Below are 22,886 nucleotides of genomic sequence, written 5' to 3' on the forward strand. Positions count from 1 at the left end.
AAAAGTGTTAAAGATTGAGATTTTGTAGTCTACAAAATTTATTTTTCACTTTATGATGTACGCTTTAATTGATTGAATGGATCAAAAACATGACTGCAATTGCAAATAACCACGTGGTTTCATTCCACTATAAATTAACAAACGCTGAGGGTGAAACACTTGATCAATCTCAAGGTGAACCACTTGCCTATTTGCACGGTGCAGGCAATATCATTCCTGGTTTAGAAAATGCATTAACTGGTAAAACTGTTGGTGATAAATTCACTGTTAACGTACCAGCGGCTGAAGGTTATGGCGAATACAACCCAGACCTAGTACAAGAAGTTCCAGCTCAAATGTTCCAAGGTGTTGATAACATTCAACCTGGTATGCAATTCCAAGCTCAAACTGATGACGGCGTTCAAATCGTTACAGTTAAAGCGGTTGAAGGCGACAACGTTGTTGTTGATGCTAACTTCCCACTTGCTGGTCAAGATTTAACTTTTGAAGTTGAAATCGTAGAAATCCGTGAAGCATCTGCTGAAGAGCTTGATCACGGTCACGTACACGGCGCTGGTGGTCACCACCACTAATTCATCTTTAACAAGATGATAAAGAGCAAAGCTTCGGCTTTGCTTTTTTTATGCCTTTATTTTAGATAATATTCAGTGGGTTAATTTACTTTAGGACAGTGCATGTCAAATGCTTATCAGCTCATCTGGTTTCGCCAAGATTTGAGAGTACGTGATCATGCAGCTTTATGGCATGCCTGCCAGCAAGGTCCTTCTATTGGATTAGTGGTTTTATCGCCAGAACAATGGAAAAAGCACGATGATGCTCCAATAAAAATTAATTTTTATTTACGCCAACTCAAAAAACTTCAAGAGGAATTAGCAGCACTCCATATCCCGCTTGTTGTTCAAGTGATTCCCTATTGGAAAGATATTGCCAAAGCTATTTCTGATTTCAGCAGAAAATATAATATTGAAAATGTTTATACCAATATTGAAATGGGAGTAAATGAATTAAAAAGAGATAAAGCTGTACAAGACTATTTAAACAAAAACAGTAAAGAACTCTTTTTATTTCATGACCGCACCATTTTTCCTTTACGCTCGATCCGCAATCAGTCAGAGCAACCCTATCAAGTTTTTAGTGCATTCAAAAAAGTCTGTTATTCAAAACTAGATACCAGTGGTTTACCGCAATGCTATCCTCTGCCGCACAAGCAAAATGAAATCTCATCTGATTTTTTAGACGCAAAAAATGCAGACTTAGCAGAAATTGAAAAGCTATTTTGCTCATCTGTTACAACAGAGCAGCAAGATTTATGGCCGGTTGGCGAGCAATATGCTTTAGAACAACTAGACCAATTTATTGAAGATGCAGTATCGAACTACAATGTCGAACGCGATTTTCCACATGTATCTGGCACAAGTAAGCTTTCGCCTTATTTAAACATTGGTGTTTTATCTATTCGACAGTGCTTACAAGCCCTCTTTCGTGAACAACATGGCGCCTTTCATTTGGTTAATGAAGGTCAACAAGTCTGGTTAGATGAACTTCTTTGGCGAGAGTTCTATCAGCATATTTTATTTGATTTTCCTCATGTGTCTAAACACCTTCCCTTTAAAAAAGATACTCAAAAAATTAAATGGAATCATCACCCAGAGCACTTAGCTGCATGGCAAACTGGCCAAACGGGTATTCCTATTATTGATGCCGGAATGCGTCAACTTTTACAAACAGGTTGGATGCATAACCGTGTAAGAATGATTACAGCAATGTTCTTATGTAAAAACTTACTGATTGATTGGCGTATTGGTGAACAATGGTTTATGCAACATTTAATCGATGGAGACTTGGCTGCGAATAATGGCGGTTGGCAATGGTGTGCATCAACTGGCACAGACTCCGTTCCTTATTTCCGAATTTTTAATCCGATTGCCCAATCAAAAAAATTTGACCCGAATGGTGACTACATTCGCACTTGGGTTAAAGAATTAGCTCATCTAAATAATAAAGATATTCATGAACCCTACTCAAAAACGGCCAATACTCAGTTAAATTATCCGGAACCTATTGTAGATCTTAAAGAAACTCGACTAAAAGCCATTGAAACATTCAAGCGTATTTAGATAAGAGTTGCGTCTTATCTGTTTATTTTTGATTAAAAAGTAATAACAATGTTTGACTATAAAGCCGCTTTAATCTAAAAATAAATATAATAGATACCTAAAAAGGACAGAAACAACAACAACTTCGCAAAGCATCACCGTTCTTTATAAAAGTATAAAAAAATTAACATTACAAAAAGGCAGCATAGCGCGCATGCAACAAAAAAATCCCGGTAGAACACTCGTCTTATGGATTATCGCAGCTCATCTATTTATCGGGATGATTGCATACGAGTGGTTACCTGTGAGTTTTAGAGGAAGCTGGATTTTTATTCTTCTTCTTTTAATTTCTGGTGCTTTTTTGGAAGTTGGTGTGTCTTTAATTGTAGGGTTGCTTGCTTTTATTGGAGTAGCCGTATACTTTTTACTCGACTTGGCCGCACAAACCCATGTTGAACGTCAGCTACTTTTACTTTTCATCATTCCTCTTATTCCGCTCTTTTTAAGCGCTGTACGGCACAATATTGAAATTAATGTCCAAAAATACCGTGATATTCAAAGCTACGACCGAAATTATCGCCGTGATATTTTCCCCATTAGTGCTTTAAATTACTTTCAACATAGCTTTTTCAAATTACTTGATCATCACAATGTACAAGATTACGAAGTGTTCGAAATTCGGATACTGAATCGTAGTCTCATTAAAGAAATGCTCGGCGATGATGTATGGAAAACAACTCAAAATGAAATGATTAAAATTTTGAGCCAACATCAGCCCAACGAAATTGTTTTCCAGTTCGCAGACGATGATCTCGAAAATATATACAGTATTATGATTCGTCAGGAAAAAAGCGAAGAAGAACCTGATTTTATTAAAAAATTAAAAGAAATTACGACATTGCGTCTTGAGGTGGACTATAAAATTATTCCTATTCCACCTGAGGAGATCGGCTAATGTCTAATCTTCTTAATATTTGTGGAATTGTTATTGCGTCTAGCCAATATCCAGACGCTACTTTGCAGCAATTTTATCGGCAATATTATCATTGCGAAATTAAAGCGGAACAAACAAAAAAAGAAGTACAAAGTTCTAATGATCTTTCCATGTTTTTTCCTTACCAAGACACATGGTGGCCTGTTTTTACTATTGATCAGCTTAACTCCGAAAGTTTCCAGAAATTTGTTCATCAAGGAGTTAAACCGGGCATTATATTGCCCGACGAAATATTTGGTTTCCCTCATTACTTCTTATTAAAAGAAGCGGTAAGTCAGGGGGCTATTCCCATAGTCCAGTTCAAATCTGAACAACCTCAATATCTCGCGGCAAAGGCTACGTTTTCAACCGCTCTTGGTTTACGTCCAATGGCTGCTTTTGTAAGTACAGGTTGGGATGAAAATTTAATTTCCCAACCAGCGGGCACTTATATTGTTCAGTTAGACCCCTCAACACTTCCCTTACCTTCTAGAGAAATCAAACACGGCCAACATTTATTTTATTCTGCTAAGGATTTTAACGGTCATGTTTCAGGTTATGAAATTATCATTAATCCACCTGCCGACTTACCTGTGTCCAATATTCGCTATCCGCAACTCGGTATTTCCTGGAAATTTAATAAAATTAATTATGTAAGTACACCTGAACATGTGAATACGAGTTTTATAGGCTATATTTTTATTGCCTTAAGCACAGTTGTTGTCCCACTTGATCTTATTTTAAGAAGTACCTATCCGGATCTTCTCGGTACATTTGGTAGCTATATTTCGTGGATCTCCTTGGTGGTTGGAGCGATTTTATTGTTACTGCTCATCTCCTCTATTATTCGGAGGGTTCGTAAAAATGGCTCCAATTGATATTCTATTTTTATTTGGTTTTTTAGGAATCTGGATTCCACAGGCATTTTGGGCATGGCTAAGCTATCAGGCATGGAAATATTCAAAAACAGCGGAAAAAGAACTACAAAACCTACCCATTCCAGAGAAATGGCCGATCTTAAGCGTTTTAATACCTGCCTATAACGAAGGTGTGGTGATTGAGGATACTTTGCATGCCATTGCTCAGCAGGACTATCCAGCTGAGTCTTATGAAGTGTTGCTCATAAATGATGGTTCAAAAGATAACACTCTTGAAATTGCTGAAAGTCTCGCAAAAATTTATCCATGCATAAAAATTGTCAACGTACCCAAAGGCATGGGAGGCAAAGGAAAATCGAGAACACTCAATAATGGCCTTCCCCATGCCAAAGGTGAGCTCATTGTTGTTTATGATGCCGATAGTACGCCTGAACCTGATTGTGTTCGATTACTCGCGCAAACCTTACTGGCAGATAAAAAGTTAGTCGCTGTAAATGGTAAGGTCAGAACCCGTAACTGGCGAGACAGTATTTTGACCCGCTTCATTGCTATTGAGTTCATCTTTTTCCAATGGATTTTCCAAGGTGGACGCTGGCAACGTTTTGAACTATCAACCTTAATGGGTACTAACTATGTCATTTGGCGAGATGCTTTAGAGACATTGGGCGGTTTTGATGAAAAATCGTTGGTTGATGATACAGAAATGAGTTTCCGAATTTTCATCGGTCAAAAAAGAATTAAATGGGTTCCTTATGCTATTGGCTGGCAGCAAGATCCGCCTTCATTAAGTGTATTTATTAAACAGCGCTCACGTTGGACACAAGGTAATTTTTACGTAACCCGTAAATATTTACCAGTCGCACTTAGAACCCCATTCCCGATCGGAATTGAAATTCTAAATAACATTATGTGCTATATCCTTTTCGTACCAGCTTTGCTGTGGAGTCATATTACCTTAACACTGGGCTTACTTGGCATTGCAGGTATTTCAGTTCCCGGTCCTTTTACACTTCTATGGGGCCTCTCATTTTGCCTGTATGTAGCACAAATGTGGTTTACGCTTTCTTTAGAAAAAGTTAAACCAGAACTGTATTTTTATTCTGTCTTATCTTACGTAAGTTATTCACAAATTTTCTTATTTATTGTTTTTAAAGCCGCATTTGACATGCTTAAAAATAAAATACAGGGCAACTCCCTTCAATGGTACAAAACGGAACGTAGCAAGGAGAAAAAATAAATGAAAAAGACTTTTGATCTTTACCAAACCGCTCAAGTGCTCCTTGCCAGCACAGGTCTTTTATTTGCCATGTCTACTCATGCATATACGTGGGAACTTGACGATATTAGTACCTCAACGAAATATACGGTCGAGCCTCATTTTTTCTATGTTGGAAAAGGTGCGGAATGGCAAAATATTCAGTTTTCGAGTCACTATTCAACTGAAAATGACACAACGCTCCTTGTAAAATATGATGATAAGCTCATTTATAACACCACCCTTAATGGTGATGGCCAATTTAAATTTAATATTCCTGCCAGCCCAAGTGGGTTTCATCGTTTAGATTTTATTATTCAACAATATGCAAAACCGACCACTCTAAACCAGACAAAAGAAACATTCTGTACCGAAGACATTGATCATTTAACTTATTTGAGTAATTCTCAAATCGACTTTACGCCTGTTCGAAATATATACCGTTTAAAAGATCTACCCGATGCTTTGTTTAATCCACAGGCGAGACGACCTACGCCTTTTGTTGGAATTTTAAAATATGACCGTAAAGAAATTGCTGAAGCATCCATGCTTGCGCGTCTGGCAAGCTCTTGGCGTTCAGTCACACCAATTGAATGGGTCGACTCAGGCCAAACAAACCTAAACCCTGAAACAAACTTTATTATTGAAGTGATCCATTCTGCGACTCCTCTTAAAGGTGGTGCATTAGTTCAAATTGCAAAACCAGCAGATGGCGTACCGACCTTATCGATTACCTACCATACGCCGCAAGAGCTTACTGCCGCTATCAATGGATTGATTAACCCAGCTTATGTTCAACAGCTTGATACAGGAAGTGCCTCTTTCCCAACCACAATTTCAGCACCAGCATGGGCTCAATTTAAAAAGATTAATACACTTGCAGATTTAGGTATTGATGACTTTAGGCTTAATCATGCTGAAAAGAACTTATTTCTTGATTTTCCCTCAGTATGGCAGCCTACCGATATTCTACAAGGGCAAATCGCACTTCGTATTCAAAGTGGTTTATTACAAGGTTCTAGCATTACCGCATGGATCGATGGTGGTCTTGCAGGCAGTATGAAAACGGCGGATCTTGCTTCTGACCCCGTCAATCGCCAATTCAATATTTTTGCAAAAGCAATTTCAAATACAACCAACTTTAGCTTAAAGCTTGAAAACTCAGTTATTGCAAACTCTCAATGTTTGCCAAATGCTCATGGATCACTTTGGGTTGATACCGCGAAGTCAACCGTAAACCTTCCCCATAAACTCAAAAATGGCGTTGCGGCCCTTTCAATGACTTTAGCAACGAAACCAACCATTGCAATTGATGATCAATCAGGAGCATTAAATATTGCAATTATTCTAGGGCAAGTCGCTAAAAATATGTTGCTTACAGATGCCCCAATGCCACTTAATCTGGTACGTTTTTCTCCAAGCTCGCCAGAAGCGATTAATGTGAGAATAAACAAGGAAATTTACCAGCAACAAGTTTTAATGCATCAAAACATGATTTATGCCCCTGCCGCAGCAGATGGTTTTATTGTGAGTTATAACAATAACAGTTTTGATGTAATTACAGACTCAGAGAATGGCGCTCTAACCTTCATGCATTTATGGGGGAAAATACAACATAAAATTCCAAATAACGTAACCAAAATGTTAGTTTCAAAAAATGGAAATATTTATGTTCTTCAAAAACTCATTGTCGGAAATCAAAAAGCACCACTAGTTCAGCAATCATCGTTCTTTATATTGGTTGTGATTATCTCTGCAATTATGATAATAGTGATATTCTTGTGGTATTGGTTACGACGAAATAATGAAAAAACAAATAACAATTAAAATAACTGCTTTTAGTATTTTAATCATATGCAGTGTAGTGGCATATGCGGGGTTGTTCAAAGATCACGGACAGCCCCCAATTATTGAAGGCATTTTTTGGCAGCCAGATAATGCAACTACGCCACCTAAAGGAAACTGGCATTATTTAGGGGTAAATACTTTTGTGCCCCAATGGTCAGTTGTTGAATCTAAATCTTGGTGGAAAAACTCTGATCTTCCCCAGTGGGAAAAAGCCATTGATATCCAGAAAATTAAACAACAACCATGGGCTAAAAATCTCATATTGGGTTTAGCGGGTGAATATAATGAACATGAAGCACGTGCAAACGTTGTTGCTTTAGGAGAAAAATCTGCTCAAATTATTAAAGAACAAAAAGATGCCCCATTAAAAGGATATTATTTTCCAGTAGAAGCAGACCCGACTTGGTTAAGAGTAAGTACATTAGGACAAGTTTTAGAAAAACTACCCTCACCTGTTTGGGTGAGTGTTTATAGTGGCGAACGTGAACCTGAAAATTACGATTTATGGGTGAAAAGCTGGTTACCAGAACAAGCTGGCGTCTTTTTCCAAGATGGTGTAGGTGTTGGAGTCAGAACCCCTCAACAAGCCAGACATATTTTAGATCAACTCGAGCATACCATTGGAAAAGATAAAACCGTCATTGTTTTAGAAGCATTTCGTACCAAAAAAAATGGCCAATTCCGGTCAGCATACCCTTGGGAGATTATTTCTCAAATTAAAGCTTATGAAGGAAAAACAATTTATATTTTTGATGGTCCCCACTATATGGGCCGCTGGTCAGTTTACGTAGTCGGCTTATGGTACCGTTTAACTTATGGCGGCATTCCTACCACCATAAGCGAACCACAAGCTTTAAAATAAGTTATTCTTATTCATAGGTTTTAGCAATTTCATCCAATATACGCTGAGCAGCATGCCCATCACCAAACGGATTTTCAACATGTGCCATTTTTTGATAATGCTGTGAATCCGTTAAAAGTTTTTCAGCTTCTTCAATAATTCTTTGTTGATTTGTTCCCACCAGTACTCCCGCTCCAACCTCTACCACTTCTGGTCGTTCAGTGGTATCTCGTAAAATTAATACTGGCTTATTGAACGACGGGCTCTCTTCTTGTAGACCACCTGAGTCCGTTAAAATAAATGTAGAGCGATCGATCACGGCCAATAAACTTGGATAATCGAGTGGTTTCACTAAATGAATTTGAGCATGATTTTTAAACTTGTCATGTACTACATCATGAACCGCGGGGTTTAAGTGAACAGGCCAGATAAAATGTAAGTCAGGATGCTGATTAGCTAGATGCTCAACCGCATTACATATATTTTGAATACCACTACCAAAGTTTTCACGGCGATGAGCTGTAATGAGCACAACTTTATCGTTTTGTTTTAATTGAATACCATAAGGCTCAAGCTGGTTTTTCAAACCAGAATTTTCAGCAATCAATTTTCGTCCTAAATACACCGCATCTACAACAGTATTACCTGTCACAGTAATCAATGACGGCTGGATTTGCTCATTTAACAAGTTACGCTTTGACTGTTCTGTAGGGGCAAAATGCCATTTCGTAATACGTGAAACTAACTGGCGGTTGCCTTCTTCAGGAAATGGATGATCCAAATCGTAAGAACGTAAACCAGCTTCGACATGCGCAACAGGAATTCTCATTGAAAATGCGACTAAACCCGCAGCCAAGACAGTTGTAGTATCGCCTTGGATGACTACAGCATCTCTTTTTTGACCATCTGTATAGACTTTTTCAAGTTGTGTTAAGCCATGGATTAATAATTGATTGAGGCTTTGTCCAGCATTCATAATTTTAAGGCGATGATCAATTTCAACTCCAAAGAAATCAATAGCATCTCTTACTAACTCATCATGTTGACCCGTAAAAATAACTTCAACCTGAAATCGTGAATCTTGTTTTGCTAATAAAATTACCGGAGCCAATTTTATGAGCTCTGGACGAGTACCAAATACTATCGAAATAAAAATTTTTTTCATTATTAGAAATCCTTATAAAAAACAAGTTCTACACGGGTATTGTTGTAATGATCTTTTGTATTAACAGGCACATCTTTAAAATAATCACCATATAAACGTTCAACACGTAGTTTTATAGGTTGGTAATTAAAAGGTTGCCATGAAATGCCCGGGCCATATTCAAATAAATTATTGTAATATTCATTTTTACTATCTGCTAAGCCATGTAATTTTACATAAGCTTGCACAATTCCACTTTCACCTTTATATAGGTTTAAACCTGTACGTAAGCGTAAATCCCCAATAACGTTATAGTCTTCTCTCGAATACGTCGCGACATTACCATATAAATCAGTAAAGTAATTATCTAAACAAAATGTATTACAACTTGATTGCGAATACCATTCTTGATACCCCGCTACACCGCCCACAACACTTTCACGAAATTTCTTTCTATTTCTATCAATCAAGTCATAACTTCCACCTACCTCGACATAAGCACGAACAGGAATTGAAGTCCACGGTTGATAGTTTGCACCCACCCCTAAAGTCACTGCATTTTCATCAATAATTTCAGGTCGTACACCACCTTGAGATTTGGTGTCACGGTTTAAATTAAGAAAGCCATAGACTTGAGCACGTCCATTGTCGATGTTTTTACCGTACCGAACTTTTAAAGGAAAAATAACGTCGTCATAACGCGATTCATAAGACGGTGCAAAATAAATATCACCAAAATAGGGTTTAATCTCGCCACCACTTAAATTTTTGACTGCTTGAGTTGCTTTACCAGCAATTTCAGGGTCTGAAGATGACGTTAATTCTTTAAATAAAACCAATGCTTCTGGATTTCTTTTTTGTTGATTCAGCAAATAAGCTTCTTGTAATTTTAAAGTGTCATCTTGAGGAGCCAAATTTCTTGCTTGTCTTAAGCTTTGTAAAGCTTCATCTCTTTTTTCAAGCCGAATCTGTAAATAGGTAAGACTTTTCCAGACTTTAATATCTGTAGGTGTCAATTTACTTAGCTCAACCAATATCTTTTCCGCTTCTTGTGGCTGAGACTGTTCGATTTTATAAAATCTGTCCCACTTATCATAAATGAGATTGCCCGGTTTATACTCAGAATTTACTTGGTCTTGTGCATAAACCGAACTCATACTTACTACTGCTAAAGAAGAGATCACTGCTCCCATAAGTAATATTGAATGTGTTATAGAGTTTATTGTTTTGCTATTTTTCATTTTCACCTCTACAGTAAATTAGACTTATTAAGGAGGAGTAAGCCGTTGAAATGATCAATCAATATCATAATTAAAAATAATAAGTTACATCGTTAAGTTAGGTTAAGGATGTTTTAAAATGAATAATTTAATCTCCGTTTTTATTATTGATCTATTCTGTCTTATCCTTAAATTCCCTATAATAATGACATATTTTTTGATCAATAAATTGTAAAATTTCATAGCATTTATAAAACATTTATAAGGAAAAACACATGGCTTTTCCACATCATACAGAGCATCATGCGATTCACCGTTCAGGTTGGCTCAGAGCTTCAGTATTAGGGGCGAATGATGGAATTATTTCGGTCACGAGCTTAATTATGGGCATGGCAGCAAGTGGTGCGAGTTCTCATACTCTATTAATTACATGTATTGCCGGACTTATTTCAGGTGCAACTTCAATGGCTGCCGGAGAATATATTTCGGTTAAATCTCAAGAAGACATTGAGAAATCGGACCTAGCCATTGAAGCAAAAGAGCTAAAAAAATACCCTCAAAAAGAATTAGATGAATTAACTCATATTTATATTTCTAGAGGTCTATCAAAAGAACTGGCAAAGGAAGTGGCTATTCAACTTACTACTCATGATGCTTTGGGTGCCCATGCTAGAGACGAAATCGGTATTCATGAAAATACGGCGGCAAATCCAATTCAAGCGGCGCTTTCTTCGGCAGCTTCATTTTCTTTCGGGGCATTCTTCCCCATGCTTGCAATCTTATTAAGCCCCGAACACCTCATTATGCCAAGTGTACTTATTACTGGTATTGCAGCATTGGCAATTTTAGGTGCTCTTGCGAGTTACTTTGCAGGTACCTCTAAAATTAAAGGTAGTTTACGTATTACGCTATGGGGAATTTTAGCAATGGCTTTTTCAAGCTGGATTGGTTCCTTGTTTAATGTGACCCCATTATAAAAATAGGGTTCTGGCAAACTGAAGTACTTGAATATTTAAAAATTAAATAGCCAATATTATTTGCTCTTGGTTCTATTTTCACGTTATGGTGAGAAGAAAGAAATGAGGTGAGAAAAATGAGCCTATTACAACAGCTTGCAATTAAGCATCCAATTTTTCTGGCTCCAATGGCAGGTGTATCTACTCCTGAACTGGCTGCCGAGGTTTCAAATCAAGGGGCTCTAGGGTCATTGGGTTTAGGAGCAAATACTGCACAAAGTGCACGTGAACAAATTTTAAAAACCCAAGCACTCACAGAAAACTCATTTCAGGTTAATTTTTTCTGTCATCAATCTTCAAAACTTGATATAGAAAAAGCAAAACAATGGATTGATTATTTACGACCTTATTTCGCAAAATTCGGTGCTCAACCACCCCAAGAATTACACTGTATCTATCCAAGCTTTCTAGATAATGATGACTTTCTAAATGTTGTTTTAGAAACCAAGCCTCAGGCGGTGAGTTTCCATTTTGGCATTCCCCATCCGCATCAAATTCAGGCCTTAAAAGAAGCTGGTATTTTGACCATGGTTTCAGCCACAAACCTTATTGAAGCTCAAGCTATTGAAGCCGCAGGTATTGATATTATTATTGCTCAAGGTATTGAAGCAGGTGGGCATCGAGGTATTTTCAACCAAACTTTTGATGGTGCCATTAAAACTACCGATTTGGTTCAACTTATTGTGAAGCATTGTACCCTTCCGGTTGTGGCTGCGGGTGGCATCATGACTGGCTTACAAGCCAAACATATGTTGAGTTTAGGGGCAACCGCAGTACAGCTAGGAACAGCATTTGTTCAATGCCAAACGTCTAATGCTTCTGCTGAATATCGCAAAGCACTTTTTAGTGAACCTGTAACACAAATCAGTGCGAGCCTTTCTGGTCGCCCTGCTCGCGGTTTACTCAACCATTGGCATACGCAAATCGACTCCCCTAATCGTCCGGTACAACCAGAATATCCTTATACTTACGATTTAGCGAAACAGTTAAATGCGCTTGCAAGTAAATATCATGATTATGGTTTTGGCGCTTTTTGGGCAGGAAGTAATGTTGCTCAAATACGCGAATTAGGCGCATCTGATCTTGTCAATCAACTGGTTGTTGAAATGCTAGATAATGAATAGATAAAAGTTCTGAGCAACCAGTTAAAGTACTGGTTGCCTTCTTTTAATGGGTATCTAATAAATTAACTTGTTCAACCTGAACATCACTCATCAAATTACCTTCAGCAAGCAACTGATTAAAGTAAGCTTCAACCACCAATGCTTGTTCAGCAGTCGTTTCCACTTTATACATATTTTGGCGGAACTCGTTACTTGAACGCAGCCCTTTGGTGTACCAAGCAATATGCTTACGGGCAATACGACAACCAGAGTATTCTCCATAAAACTGGTACAACTCAGACAAATGCCCTAAAAGTACCTCTTTGACTTCTTCAATATTTGGAGCAGCCAAATGCTCACCTGTTTTTAAATAATGAGCAATCTCACGAAAAATCCATGGTCTGCCTTGTGCAGCTCGACCAATCATAATTGCATCGGCGCCTGTATAGTCGAGCACATATTTTGCTTTTTCAGGGCTATCGATGTCCCCATTGGCAATCACGGGAATATTAATTAGTTCTTTAACATTCTTAATCAATTCATAACGCGCTGTATTTAAATACATATCTTCACGTGTACGGCCATGCAAAGCTAACGCAGCGATCCCCGCTTCCTCAGCACGTTTAGCCACACGTAAAATATTTTCTTGACCGTTTAAAAAACCTAAACGGGTTTTTAAAGTTACCGGCACATCAACTGCTGCCACAACTGCATCTAATATTCGGGCAACCAAGTCTTCATCTTGTAATAACGCTGAACCTGCTAATTTATTACATACTTTTTTTGCAGGACATCCCATATTGATATCAACAATTTGTGCCCCATTTGCGACTTGATAACGGGCAGCTTCAGCTAATTGCTCCGGATCAGAACCAGCAATTTGTGCAGAAATTGGAGCTAGTTCCCCATCAAAATTCGCACGATAAAGACTTTTTTTAGTCATCCGTAAGGTCTTGTCAGCAGTCATCATTTCACTGACCGCATGACCCGCACCAAAATACTTGCATAGTGTTCTAAACGGACGGTCGGTTACACCCGCCATTGGAGCAACGATTAAATTATTTGACAGTTGATAGGGACCAATATACATATATATTCATACAATTCATGATCAACATAGTATACTTCATCCGCTTCATCAGCTCATCTTTTTATGCAGGTGCTCTCCTCGCTATGAACAAACCGTTGTCTTCCCGTTTTTTATTAAAATCATTCGGTATGGTTGCCGTATGCATGAGTTTAGCCGCTTGTGGAGATAAAGCTTGGTGGTCAAAAAATGATGAGCCTGATTTAGACAGCCAACACATTAAAAAGTTAATTCCATCACGTGTGCATGATCGTGAGTCATGGGCAAAAGATATTAACGATATTATGCAGGACTTAAAAATTCCTAAAACGAAGCAGAATGTCTGTAGTGTTGTCGCTATTGTTGACCAGGAGTCCAACTTTGTTGCTAATCCTGTAGTCCCTGGTCTCGGTAAAAAAGCAGTTGAAGAAGTCAGTACCCGTTTAAATGAAAAGTTTGAAGATAAACTTGGCCAGAAAATTGGTGGAACTGTTGCGGGTTATTTCGAAGAAGTATTAAGAACACAGCCTTCTCCTGACAACAACTATATGACTCAGATGGGTAAAGTCAAAACCGAGAAAGATCTCGATTTACTTTATCGTCAGATTTTTGATTTTATGACTCAACATTATCATGTCAGTGCTTTAACTGGTGCAGCTAAACTCGTTGGACAAGATATTGGCGAAAAAATGAACCCCATTACGACCTTGGGTTCAATGCAAGTTCATATTAATTACGCCAAAGCACATAAGCGTACTAGTATGAATATTGCCGACCTCAGAAATGATCTTTATACCCAATATGGTGGTCTATATTATGGTATTCATCGCTTGATGGTCTATCCAGCAAATTACGATAAAGCCATTTATCGTTTTGCCGATTATAACTCTGGCATGTATTCTAGCCGTAATGCTGCTTTTCAAAGTATGTTGGATGATCTTACTGAAGCTAAACTTACTTTAGATGGTGATTTATTACTTTACGATAAATCCGGTGATCCACGTGCAGTTCAAAGTCAGTCAGAAAAAGAATTAATGAATGTATTTACTGCAAATAATGTTTTAATTACGCCAAGACAACTGCGTGATGATCTGAAATTAGAAAAAGAGAAAAAGTTTGAGAGTACACAAACCTATATTGCCCTGACTAAACTCTATAAAGCAAAAACTGGCAAAGAACCAATCTATGCAATGATGCCTCAAGTGGTGATTTCTGGGCCAAAATTAAGTCGTGACTATAATACTAACTGGTATGCAACCCGCGTAAACGGACGATATGAATCATGTATGCAACGAGCGAAACGAATAAGACTATAAGAAATCTCGCCCTGTTCGATTTTGACGGGACCTTGTGCAGTAAAGATAGCTTTACAGGGTTCATCTTTTATGCGTTATCTAAACGCCACATTGTTAAGCAAGGCTTGAAAATTTTACCATGGATACAAGCCTATTATCTTAACTTTTATCCAGCCCATGCTATGCGTGCCAAGCTTTTTCGCAGTATGTTCAGTCATACGCCTGCAATTGAATTGCAAAGATTAGGTGAAGAATACGCACAAGAGTTGGTTTCGACCCTTTCGCCTGAAATGTTCGCGCAGTTACAGCAACATCAGTTACGTGGAGATCACGTAGTATTAGTGTCTGCTTCAATCGATATCTATCTTGCTCCGCTTTGCAAGTTACTCGGGATCGACTTAATTTGTACTGAAACTCAAATTAAAAATGGCATCATGACGGGTTACTATTCCACACCTGATTGTAGTAGTGAACAAAAGAAGTTAAGAATACATCAGCAATATTCTCTACAGCACTATCACCAGATTTATGCTTATGGGAATAGTTCAGAAGACCTAGATATGCTTAGTCTTGCTACACACCCCTATATGGTGGGCGAAGACCGTGTTCTCCCTCGTTTAACGCCAGAAAAAAAGCTCGCATAAAGCGAGCTTTTTTATTTGGATACAACTTAATAAATTGCCATATGATCGCGATGAATCATTTCAAGCGAACGAGCTTCACCAAGCACTTGGTAAACTTTATCTGAGGCTAAGCCTTTAATAATTTCAGCAGAACGAGAGCTAAAGTTTACTCGTCCAACTGCAATACGTTTGCCCTGCTTATCAACACATTCAACCACATCACCACGATCAAAATGCCCTTCAACAGTTTTTACACCAACAGGCAATAAACTGCGATGTTTCAATTTAATCGCTTCAACTGCACCATCATCAATCACCAAACGACCTGCTGTTTGTAAATGTGCAGCAAGCCACTGCTGATGCGCTGTCATACGGTCTTTATCAGTCGTAAATAATGTACCCAGCATTTCACCAGCCATTACTCGTGACAATACATTGTCACTTTCACCACTAGCAATCAGTGTTGGACAACCTGACTTGGCAGCTAAACGTGCAGCACGAACTTTAGTAACCATGCCACCGCGACCAAGTACACCACCACCGCCAGCCATTTCAAATAAAACATCATCCATGGCACGCACAGTTGATAACAGCTTTGCGTCTGGGTTATGGCGTGGGTCTGAGTCAAACATGCCTTGCTGATCTGTTAAAATGATCAGTAAATCCGCATGTACTTGACCCGCAACCATAGCCGCTAAAGTGTCGTTATCACCAAAACGAATTTCATCAGTAGAGACTGTATCGTTTTCATTGATCACCGGAATAACACGCCAGTCAATCAAGTTCTGCAATGCATCACATGAATTCAAATAACGACGGCGATCTGCCAAATCATCATGTGTTAATAGCACTTGAGCTGTTCGGATACTATGATTTTCAAGTACGCTAGACCAAGTATGAATTAAACCCATCTGCCCAATCGCAGCACAGGCTTGTAGACTGGGTAGATCGGTGGGTCGACTCGCAAGCTTCATACGAACCATACCTTCTGCTACAGCTCCTGAAGACACTAAAATAATTTCATGTCCGGCATTGTGTAAATCTGCAATCTGTTTCGCCCAATGCGAAATAGCGTCCAGATCTAGACCTTGCCCATTTGCTGTGAGTAAAGATGATCCGATTTTAACAACGATTCGTTTACACTCACTGAGCTTACGTTGCCCATCGACCACTTCTATCATGTTTTCCTCGGTTTTTTAGTCACGAACGTAGATGCTTTCTACATCATTGTCGTCTTCATCATCGTCAAAATCATCATCATCGTCCATCATGCTTTCGAGACGTTGTGCTCGACGCATAGCACGGTATGCTTCTTTTGCCGCAATGGTTTGTTCACGTGTTTCAATTTCTAATTGTTCACGGAAAGCTCTTACTTCTGCTGCGTACTCTGGATCTTCAACTTCGCGTTCACGTTGTTGTTCAATCTGATCCATCAAGTAATACACAACTTCTTTTGTACCTTCGCTTAATAAGCCAGAGGTCTTAAATACAGGTCCAGTCCACTCTAATTCATCTAGAATGTGCTGACACCACTCTTCACGGCTTTCTTCAGCGATCTGATCCAGTTTATTTAGCACTAAAACGACTGGTAGTTTCGCCAAAGTAGGTGAGAACTTAGCCAACTCGTTCATAATTGCTTTTGCATTATGCGCAGGATCTGAACCATCAATTGGTTGTACATCAATGATGTGTAAAAGAATACGAGTACGTGCCAAATGTTTAAGGAAACGAATTCCTAAACCAGCACCTTCTGCCGCACCTTCAATAAGTCCTGGAATATCGGCCATTACAAATGAACGATGACGGTCAGCATCTACTACGCCTAAGTTTGGAACCATGGTCGTAAATGGATAATCTGCCACTTTTGGTTTTGCAGCACTTACAGCACGAATGAAAGTAGATTTACCCGCATTTGGCATACCTAATAAGCCAACATCTGCCAATACTTTCAATTCAAGACGAATTTCACGAAACTCACCTTTTATACCAGTCGTGCATTTACGTGGAGCACGGTTGGTTGATGATTTAAAGTGGGTATTCCCCAAACCACCTTCACCACCACCTGCAACCAGAATTCTTTGGCCATCTTCAACCAAGTCGCCAATAATATCGCCTGAATCTGTATCAACAATTGTTGTACCCACAGGTACTTTTAAAACCACATCTTCACCACCACGTCCGGTACAGTTAGCACCTGCACCGTTTTTACCACGCTCAGCGCGGAATTTACGGGTGTAACGGTAATCGACTAGCGTACTTGTATCATCATCTGCTTGAATATAGATACTTCCACCACGTCCGCCATCACCACCATCTGGGCCACCAAATGGTACAAATTTTTCACGGCGAAAACTGGCTACGCCATTGCCACCGTCGCCAGCCTCTACGGTAATGACTGCTTCATCAACAAAGCGCATTTGCCAATCCTCTAAAAACTCTAAAACCGCCTATTCTGCCATATTTTCATAAAATTCTCGAATAGAAAATCGTGAGAATTCTACTTTCGTGCCTGTTATTTTATTTCTTTTTATTTTAATAAAAATTTATGGCAAATCATGAGCAATCTTTATCTGTTTATAGCCTTAAGGATGAACATTGCGCAGAGGTAAGTCCATTTTCATATCTAGATTAGCTTTAGTGTGCTGTACAGAGTTATACATAATGGCATTAAAGCTTGAAATATTGCCCATTTCCATAGCATCGTTAATTTTTAAAGTTGGATTAAACTGATGTTTAATTGGTAAATTTACAGATTCATCAAACTCAAAATAAACCGGACCATTAAAAGCAATTTTAACGGGAATGGTATAACTACGTTTTAACTGAAATGGAATATCTAAATTGATAGGAATATTTAATTTTAATGGAAATCTAGGAAGTAATTTATTTTGGTAAATTAAATCGGTGGTTGTTTCTAAAGGCATGACCTGATCAACTTTTAGTGTTGTCGTATAATCGACACTTACTGTAATTGGAGTCTCAACTTCAAATTCTAAATCGGCCAAATACCGGCCCTTTAATGGCACCGAGATCTGACGATCAATATCAATTGATGTATCTAGCTTACCTATAGACTGTACCTGTAAGTTATTCCCTACATGAATTTTAGTTTCTAATGATTCTGGTAAACGAATATCTGACTCATGTGCAGACACAACAACTGAAGCTTGTATATTTAAATAGAGCCAAAATAAAATTGCAGTGAGTACCATAATCAGAAAGAAACTGATCAGCATACTTTTTATTGAACCCAACATAAGCCGTGTCCCTACTTGTTCTGGTTCTGAGCAGGTAAAGATGCATTGTTATCATCTTTAACACGATTGAGGCTCATGCTCGACAGTGGTATTTTTAACTCGCCATGCTCAATTTTAACTGGCAAGGTATTTTTCACATCTACCGAAGCATTTAAAGCAGTTTTTACAGGTACATTTAAACTACCTTGAATTGGAATATTGGTTTTTAATTGAGCATTTAATGGAATATGAAGATTTTCTTTTAAAACAGTCCGTACCGGTGCATCAAACTTCAAATGAACTTTTTGATCGAGTGGGACTTGAATATCAATAGGCACATCAAGTTTTAAAGGAATATTGCCCTTTAATGGCAAAGTAATATCTTTACCTAATACTCTGACTTGAACTTTAGTGTCTATGGGTAAGCTTTGATCAACTTTTAAAGTTTCTTTAACAGGAATAACCGTACTAATCGGCACCATATTATCGAAATAGACACGAGGTGTTAACGTCTGTGTAAGAGGAATCGTTAACTTTTCATTAATAGGAATATTCGCATTTACTCGGCCTTTTACATCGACATTTAAAGCATCTTTTACTTTAACTTGTACCTGTAATGGTTCTTGTAAATCAATCGCTACAGCTTGGTTTTTCAGCGGAATATAAATATTAAAATGCTTGAAAACCCAAATAGCGATAAGAACACCACATATATTGGCGATGATGATAAAAAAGAAGACGATTAATAGTCTTTTAAACTGCTGCAATTCCAATCCCTTTACTATTTCTTTTTGTTCCTTAATTCCTATTCTCATTGATTTCTAAAAAATAATCAGCATATATTTTGTACGGTTGTAAAAAAACCCAGTCTAAACTGGGTCTTTTTGTCACATACTTTTATCTAACGTTAAATTGAATTAAGCGTTAGTTTCTGCAGGAATTTTTGTATAGCTTACGCCACACATTTGTTCAGCAATACGTAATACTTGGCAGCTATAACCTACTTCGTTATCGTACCAAACATATGCAGTTAAGCGGTTACCAGAAGTAATCGTTGCTTGAGCATCATATACACCAGCAGTACGAGAACCGATAAAGTCGCTTGATACCACTTCTGTAGAGTTGGTATAACCGATTTGACCTTGAAGGCTAGAGTTAATCGAGATTTGACGAATGTATTCGTTCACTTCTTCACGATCAACTTCTTTATCAAGCGTTAAGTTTAAAATCGCAAGAGATACGTTTGGTGTAGGAACACGTACAGAGTTACCAGTTAATTTACCTTTTAATGCAGGTAATGCTTTAGCAACAGCTTTAGCAGCACCAGTTTCAGTAATAACCATGTTCAAAGTAGCTGCACGACCACGACGATCTGCTTTGTGGTAGTTATCAATTAAGTTCTGGTCATTTGTAAATGAGTGAACTGTCTCAACGTGACCATTAAGAACTTTATATTTGTCATCCAATACTTTAAGAATTGGAGTGATTGCATTTGTTGTACAACTTGCAGCAGAGATGATTTTGTCTTCATCTAAGATATCAGTGTTGTTTACACCAAATACAACGTTTTTCATCTCGCCTTTACTTGGCGCAGTTAATACAACACGTGCAACACCTGGGCATTTCAAGTGTTGGCTTAAGCCTTCAGCATCACGCCATTTACCAGTGTTGTCGATTAAAAGCGCGTTGTCGATACCGTAAGCAGTATAGTCTACTTCGCTTGGGCTAGATGCATAGATGACTTTGATGAAGTTACCGTTAGCGATGATTGCTTCGTTTTCTTCATCAACAGAGATTGTACCTGCGAAAGTACCGTGAATAGAGTCACGACGAAGTAAAGAAGCACGTTTTGCCAAGTCACCGTCAGAAGACTTACGAACAACAATTGCCTTAAGGCTTAAACCACGACCTAAACCTGATTGGCTAATGATTAAGCGAGCTAAGATACGGCCAATACGACCAAAACCATAAAGAACTACGTCTTTAGGTTGTTCAGTAGTTGCGCTACCTTTAATTGACTCAACTGCTTGAGCAACAAAAGCGTCAACATCACCACCTTTTTCTTTATATTCAACTGCAAGTTTACCGATATCAACTTCTGCAGAACCAATGTTTTCAACTTTTGCTAAAGCTTCTAAAATTGGGAATGTATTTACAACTGAAAGCTCAACATCTACAACGCGTGTACGACGGTGAGTTTTTAAAATTTGAATTACAGAACGGTTAATTAAAGAGCGACCGTAAACAGATACGACAATATTTTTTTCACGGTATAATTGACCGATTAATGCAATCATACGTTCCGCGATTTCTTCACGGTTTTTCCAACGGCCTTGGTGTTCAGCGTGCAGGGCGATGATAGTGTCTTTGCTCACAGATACGTCCTCTAATTAATTATATCTAGGCGTGATTTTTAAAACCCCGTAATTGTAATGGAATTATTAGCAAGAATGAATCAAAAGCTGACGTTAGTGGCTAGTTTTTCCCAAAATTCATCATAAATTCATAAAATACCTATAATTATTTTTTATTATTTTATTGTTTAAAGCAGCTAAATTTTTGCTTTTTCTTAGTTTTTATATTTTAAGGCCTTAATCGAACTCATCAGTTTTTAACCTTTTTTGATATTTTTCGACATTAAGTTGCAAATTTTTGGCTTTTTGATGCTGTTGATAAAGATGTACAGCCCCCTCTAAAACAAGTACAAACACAGCACACCAAATTGGAATATAAGTAAACCATTCTTCTTGACCAATGCTCTCCCCCAAAACTAATGATGCTAAAGCAAGCAATACTGGTTCAAGATACCCAAGCAAACCAAATACAACCAATGGTAAAAAGCGGCTTGCTAATATATAGCTTCCTAAACCAATCGCACTGAGTACACCTAGCCCCATAATAACTAAAGCGAGGGTTGGCTGATCGATAAACTTACTATATGGCAATAAACCTGTATGCGTCAGATAAATGGCAACAGGCATAATAATCACAAGATCCCACCAAAAACCGCCTAAATTATCTGTTTTAATTTTCTTACGTAATAAAAAATAAGCTGAATAACCAATGGCAACTAAAGCAGTTTCCCAAGCAATACTTCCAAGTCGAAAAATCTCATGTCCTACGCCAACTATTGCCAGAACAATAGCGACCCACTGAAATTTTGATATTTTTTCACCATATAGCATACTGCCAGCCAGCACGAGTACTAAAGGCAAAAGGAAATACCCTAAAGAAACTTGAAGGCCGCGGCCATGCATGGGTCCCCATAAAAACAGCCATAGCTGTACAGAGGTCAAAACAGAAGTTGTAATGAGTAGAAGAAGTAAAGAAGGTTTTGCCAAAATGCGCTGATAGATATTTTTGATGTGGCTTAAGTCACCACTCCACCACATAAATAAAGTTAAAAATGGCAAAGTGGCAATAATGCGCCATCCAAAAGTCTGTTCACTATCGAGTTGACCAAGCAATTGGGTATAGAAATAAAGAACACCAAAAGTTAATGATGCCATGACCGAGAAAATCACGCCTTTGAACATCACCAACCTCATTGCACTTTAATCTAAATGAAGCGATACAATACTTGATTTATCTACTATAAAAAAGAAAAAACCATGCGAAAACATGGTTTTTTATTAAGCATATTTTTTTATTCTTTATGTTCGGTATGAATAATATCTCGAATATCAAAACCTAAGGTTTTTGCATAACTTAGATATTCATCAATCACTTCTTTTTTTGGATGCGGTGTTCGAGATAAAACCCAAAGATATTTACGTGAAGGTTCACCCACTAAAACGGTTTGGTAGTCTTCATCAAGCTTTAAGATCCAATAATCTCCACGAACTACAGGTATCCATCTTACTGCTTCGGGTAAAAAACTTACCTTTAATTTAGTGTTATAGGGCGGATTTACAACGAATGCTTCACCAATAGATTGCTGCAATTGCTTTTGATTATCATAACAGCGGTTATCTACGACCACATTTCCATTTTCATTTAAGGTATAGGTGGCAGACACATTGTAGGCGCATTTTTTTTGGAAGAAAGCAGGTTTACGCGCGACCTCATACCACACACCTAAATAACGGTCTAATTCAACTTTATCGACAGTCGGTAAAGGCTTTTCTTGAGCATAGGCATATGTTCCGACAGCCAAGCCAGTCAGAACAATACCGCCCAATGCAATTTTTGCCAAGCGCCAACTGGCTTGCGGAACATTATTACGAAATGCCATTGTTGCCCTCAACTTTTAGTTGTGAATACAAATAACTTAAATATCTACACTAGCTTGT

The 22,886-nt window shown here is 38.1% G+C and carries 21 protein-coding genes; 11 read left to right on the forward strand and 10 right to left on the reverse strand.

Annotation, left to right across the window (positions count from 1 at the left end; all coding sequences use genetic code 11):
- Positions 1-89: 89 nt before the first annotated feature.
- From ABLB96_RS15880 to ABLB96_RS15910, 7 genes are all read left to right on the forward strand, one after another.
- Positions 90-572 carry a peptidylprolyl isomerase gene (locus tag ABLB96_RS15880; protein ID WP_004700040.1) on the forward strand — a complete coding sequence of 161 codons (483 nt, stop codon included), beginning with the start codon at positions 90-92 and terminating at the stop codon, positions 570-572.
- 102 nt (positions 573-674) lie between these two features.
- A complete protein-coding gene (locus ABLB96_RS15885) occupies positions 675-2,117 on the forward strand; it encodes a deoxyribodipyrimidine photo-lyase (RefSeq protein ID WP_348895418.1) in 1,443 nt (480 codons plus the stop codon).
- 193 nt (positions 2,118-2,310) lie between these two features.
- A complete protein-coding gene (locus ABLB96_RS15890) occupies positions 2,311-3,051 on the forward strand; it encodes a hypothetical protein (protein ID WP_348895419.1) in 741 nt (246 codons plus the stop codon).
- Positions 3,051-3,947: a hypothetical protein gene (locus tag ABLB96_RS15895; RefSeq protein WP_348895420.1), complete on the forward strand. Its 897-nt coding sequence runs from the start codon at positions 3,051-3,053 to the stop codon at positions 3,945-3,947. The genes ABLB96_RS15890 and ABLB96_RS15895 overlap by 1 nt, the downstream gene beginning before the upstream one ends.
- Positions 3,934-5,184, forward strand: coding sequence for a glycosyltransferase (locus ABLB96_RS15900; protein WP_348895421.1), 1,251 nt, complete (start codon positions 3,934-3,936; stop codon positions 5,182-5,184). Before ABLB96_RS15895 ends, ABLB96_RS15900 begins: the two co-directional genes overlap by 14 nt.
- On the forward strand, positions 5,185-7,029 hold the full coding sequence (locus ABLB96_RS15905; protein WP_348895422.1) for a hypothetical protein: 1,845 nt from the start codon (positions 5,185-5,187) through the stop codon (positions 7,027-7,029).
- Entirely contained in the window at positions 7,007-7,912 is a 906-nt protein-coding gene (locus ABLB96_RS15910; RefSeq protein WP_348895423.1) for a hypothetical protein, read from the forward strand. The genes ABLB96_RS15905 and ABLB96_RS15910 overlap by 23 nt, the downstream gene beginning before the upstream one ends.
- A 7-nt stretch (positions 7,913-7,919) precedes the next feature.
- Here the strand turns inward: ABLB96_RS15910 and wecB are convergent, their stop codons facing one another.
- Entirely contained in the window at positions 7,920-9,056 is a 1,137-nt protein-coding gene (gene wecB / locus ABLB96_RS15915; RefSeq protein WP_348895424.1) for a non-hydrolyzing UDP-N-acetylglucosamine 2-epimerase, read from the reverse strand.
- Between the two features lie 2 nt (positions 9,057-9,058).
- A complete protein-coding gene (locus tag ABLB96_RS15920; protein WP_348895425.1) occupies positions 9,059-10,276 on the reverse strand; it encodes a hypothetical protein in 1,218 nt (405 codons plus the stop codon).
- A gap of 254 nt (positions 10,277-10,530) precedes the next feature.
- Here ABLB96_RS15920 and ABLB96_RS15925 point away from each other — a divergent pair, with 254 nt between their 5' ends.
- Both ABLB96_RS15925 and ABLB96_RS15930 read left to right on the forward strand, forming a co-directional pair.
- The gene (locus ABLB96_RS15925; protein ID WP_348895427.1) at positions 10,531-11,232 is read left to right on the forward strand and encodes a VIT family protein; all 702 of its coding nucleotides are present in this window, start codon (positions 10,531-10,533) and stop codon (positions 11,230-11,232) included.
- A 116-nt stretch (positions 11,233-11,348) separates the two neighbouring features.
- A complete protein-coding gene (locus ABLB96_RS15930; RefSeq protein WP_348895428.1) occupies positions 11,349-12,395 on the forward strand; it encodes a nitronate monooxygenase in 1,047 nt (348 codons plus the stop codon).
- Positions 12,396-12,438: 43 nt separating this feature from the next.
- Here the strand turns inward: ABLB96_RS15930 and dusB are convergent, their stop codons facing one another.
- Complete coding sequence (gene dusB / locus ABLB96_RS15935) at positions 12,439-13,464, reverse strand: tRNA dihydrouridine synthase DusB (protein WP_348895429.1); 1,026 nt, start codon at positions 13,462-13,464, stop codon at positions 12,439-12,441.
- An 83-nt stretch (positions 13,465-13,547) separates the two neighbouring features.
- On the opposite strand from dusB, the gene ABLB96_RS15940 reads away from it, so the two are divergent.
- Both ABLB96_RS15940 and ABLB96_RS15945 read left to right on the forward strand, forming a co-directional pair.
- A complete protein-coding gene (locus ABLB96_RS15940) occupies positions 13,548-14,756 on the forward strand; it encodes a DUF1615 domain-containing protein (RefSeq protein WP_348895430.1) in 1,209 nt (402 codons plus the stop codon).
- A complete protein-coding gene (locus tag ABLB96_RS15945) occupies positions 14,723-15,379 on the forward strand; it encodes an HAD family hydrolase (protein ID WP_348895431.1) in 657 nt (218 codons plus the stop codon). Before ABLB96_RS15940 ends, ABLB96_RS15945 begins: the two co-directional genes overlap by 34 nt.
- Positions 15,380-15,405: 26 nt before the next feature.
- Here ABLB96_RS15945 and proB read toward each other — a convergent pair whose 3' ends face one another.
- From proB to ABLB96_RS15980, 7 genes are all read right to left on the reverse strand, one after another.
- Entirely contained in the window at positions 15,406-16,539 is a 1,134-nt protein-coding gene (gene proB / locus ABLB96_RS15950) for a glutamate 5-kinase (protein WP_348895432.1), read from the reverse strand.
- A gap of 15 nt (positions 16,540-16,554) precedes the next feature.
- Positions 16,555-17,775, reverse strand: coding sequence for an Obg family GTPase CgtA (cgtA, locus tag ABLB96_RS15955; RefSeq protein ID WP_348895433.1), 1,221 nt, complete (start codon positions 17,773-17,775; stop codon positions 16,555-16,557).
- 165 nt (positions 17,776-17,940) lie between these two features.
- Positions 17,941-18,615 (reverse strand): hypothetical protein, encoded by a 675-nt coding sequence (locus ABLB96_RS15960; RefSeq protein WP_213064726.1) that lies wholly within the window; start codon positions 18,613-18,615, stop codon positions 17,941-17,943.
- 11 nt (positions 18,616-18,626) lie between these two features.
- A complete protein-coding gene (locus ABLB96_RS15965; RefSeq protein ID WP_348895434.1) occupies positions 18,627-19,361 on the reverse strand; it encodes an MFS transporter in 735 nt (244 codons plus the stop codon).
- Between the two features lie 150 nt (positions 19,362-19,511).
- On the reverse strand, positions 19,512-20,969 hold the full coding sequence (locus ABLB96_RS15970; protein ID WP_100192426.1) for a glyceraldehyde-3-phosphate dehydrogenase: 1,458 nt from the start codon (positions 20,967-20,969) through the stop codon (positions 19,512-19,514).
- A 216-nt stretch (positions 20,970-21,185) separates the two neighbouring features.
- Positions 21,186-22,133: an EamA family transporter RarD gene (gene rarD, locus ABLB96_RS15975; protein WP_348895435.1), complete on the reverse strand. Its 948-nt coding sequence runs from the start codon at positions 22,131-22,133 to the stop codon at positions 21,186-21,188.
- Positions 22,134-22,240: 107 nt separating this feature from the next.
- On the reverse strand, positions 22,241-22,828 hold the full coding sequence (locus ABLB96_RS15980; protein WP_348895436.1) for a lipocalin family protein: 588 nt from the start codon (positions 22,826-22,828) through the stop codon (positions 22,241-22,243).
- Positions 22,829-22,886: the final 58 nt, after the last annotated feature.

Source organism: Acinetobacter sp. XH1741, from assembly GCF_041021895.1.
Classification (GTDB): Bacteria; Pseudomonadota; Gammaproteobacteria; order Pseudomonadales; family Moraxellaceae; genus Acinetobacter.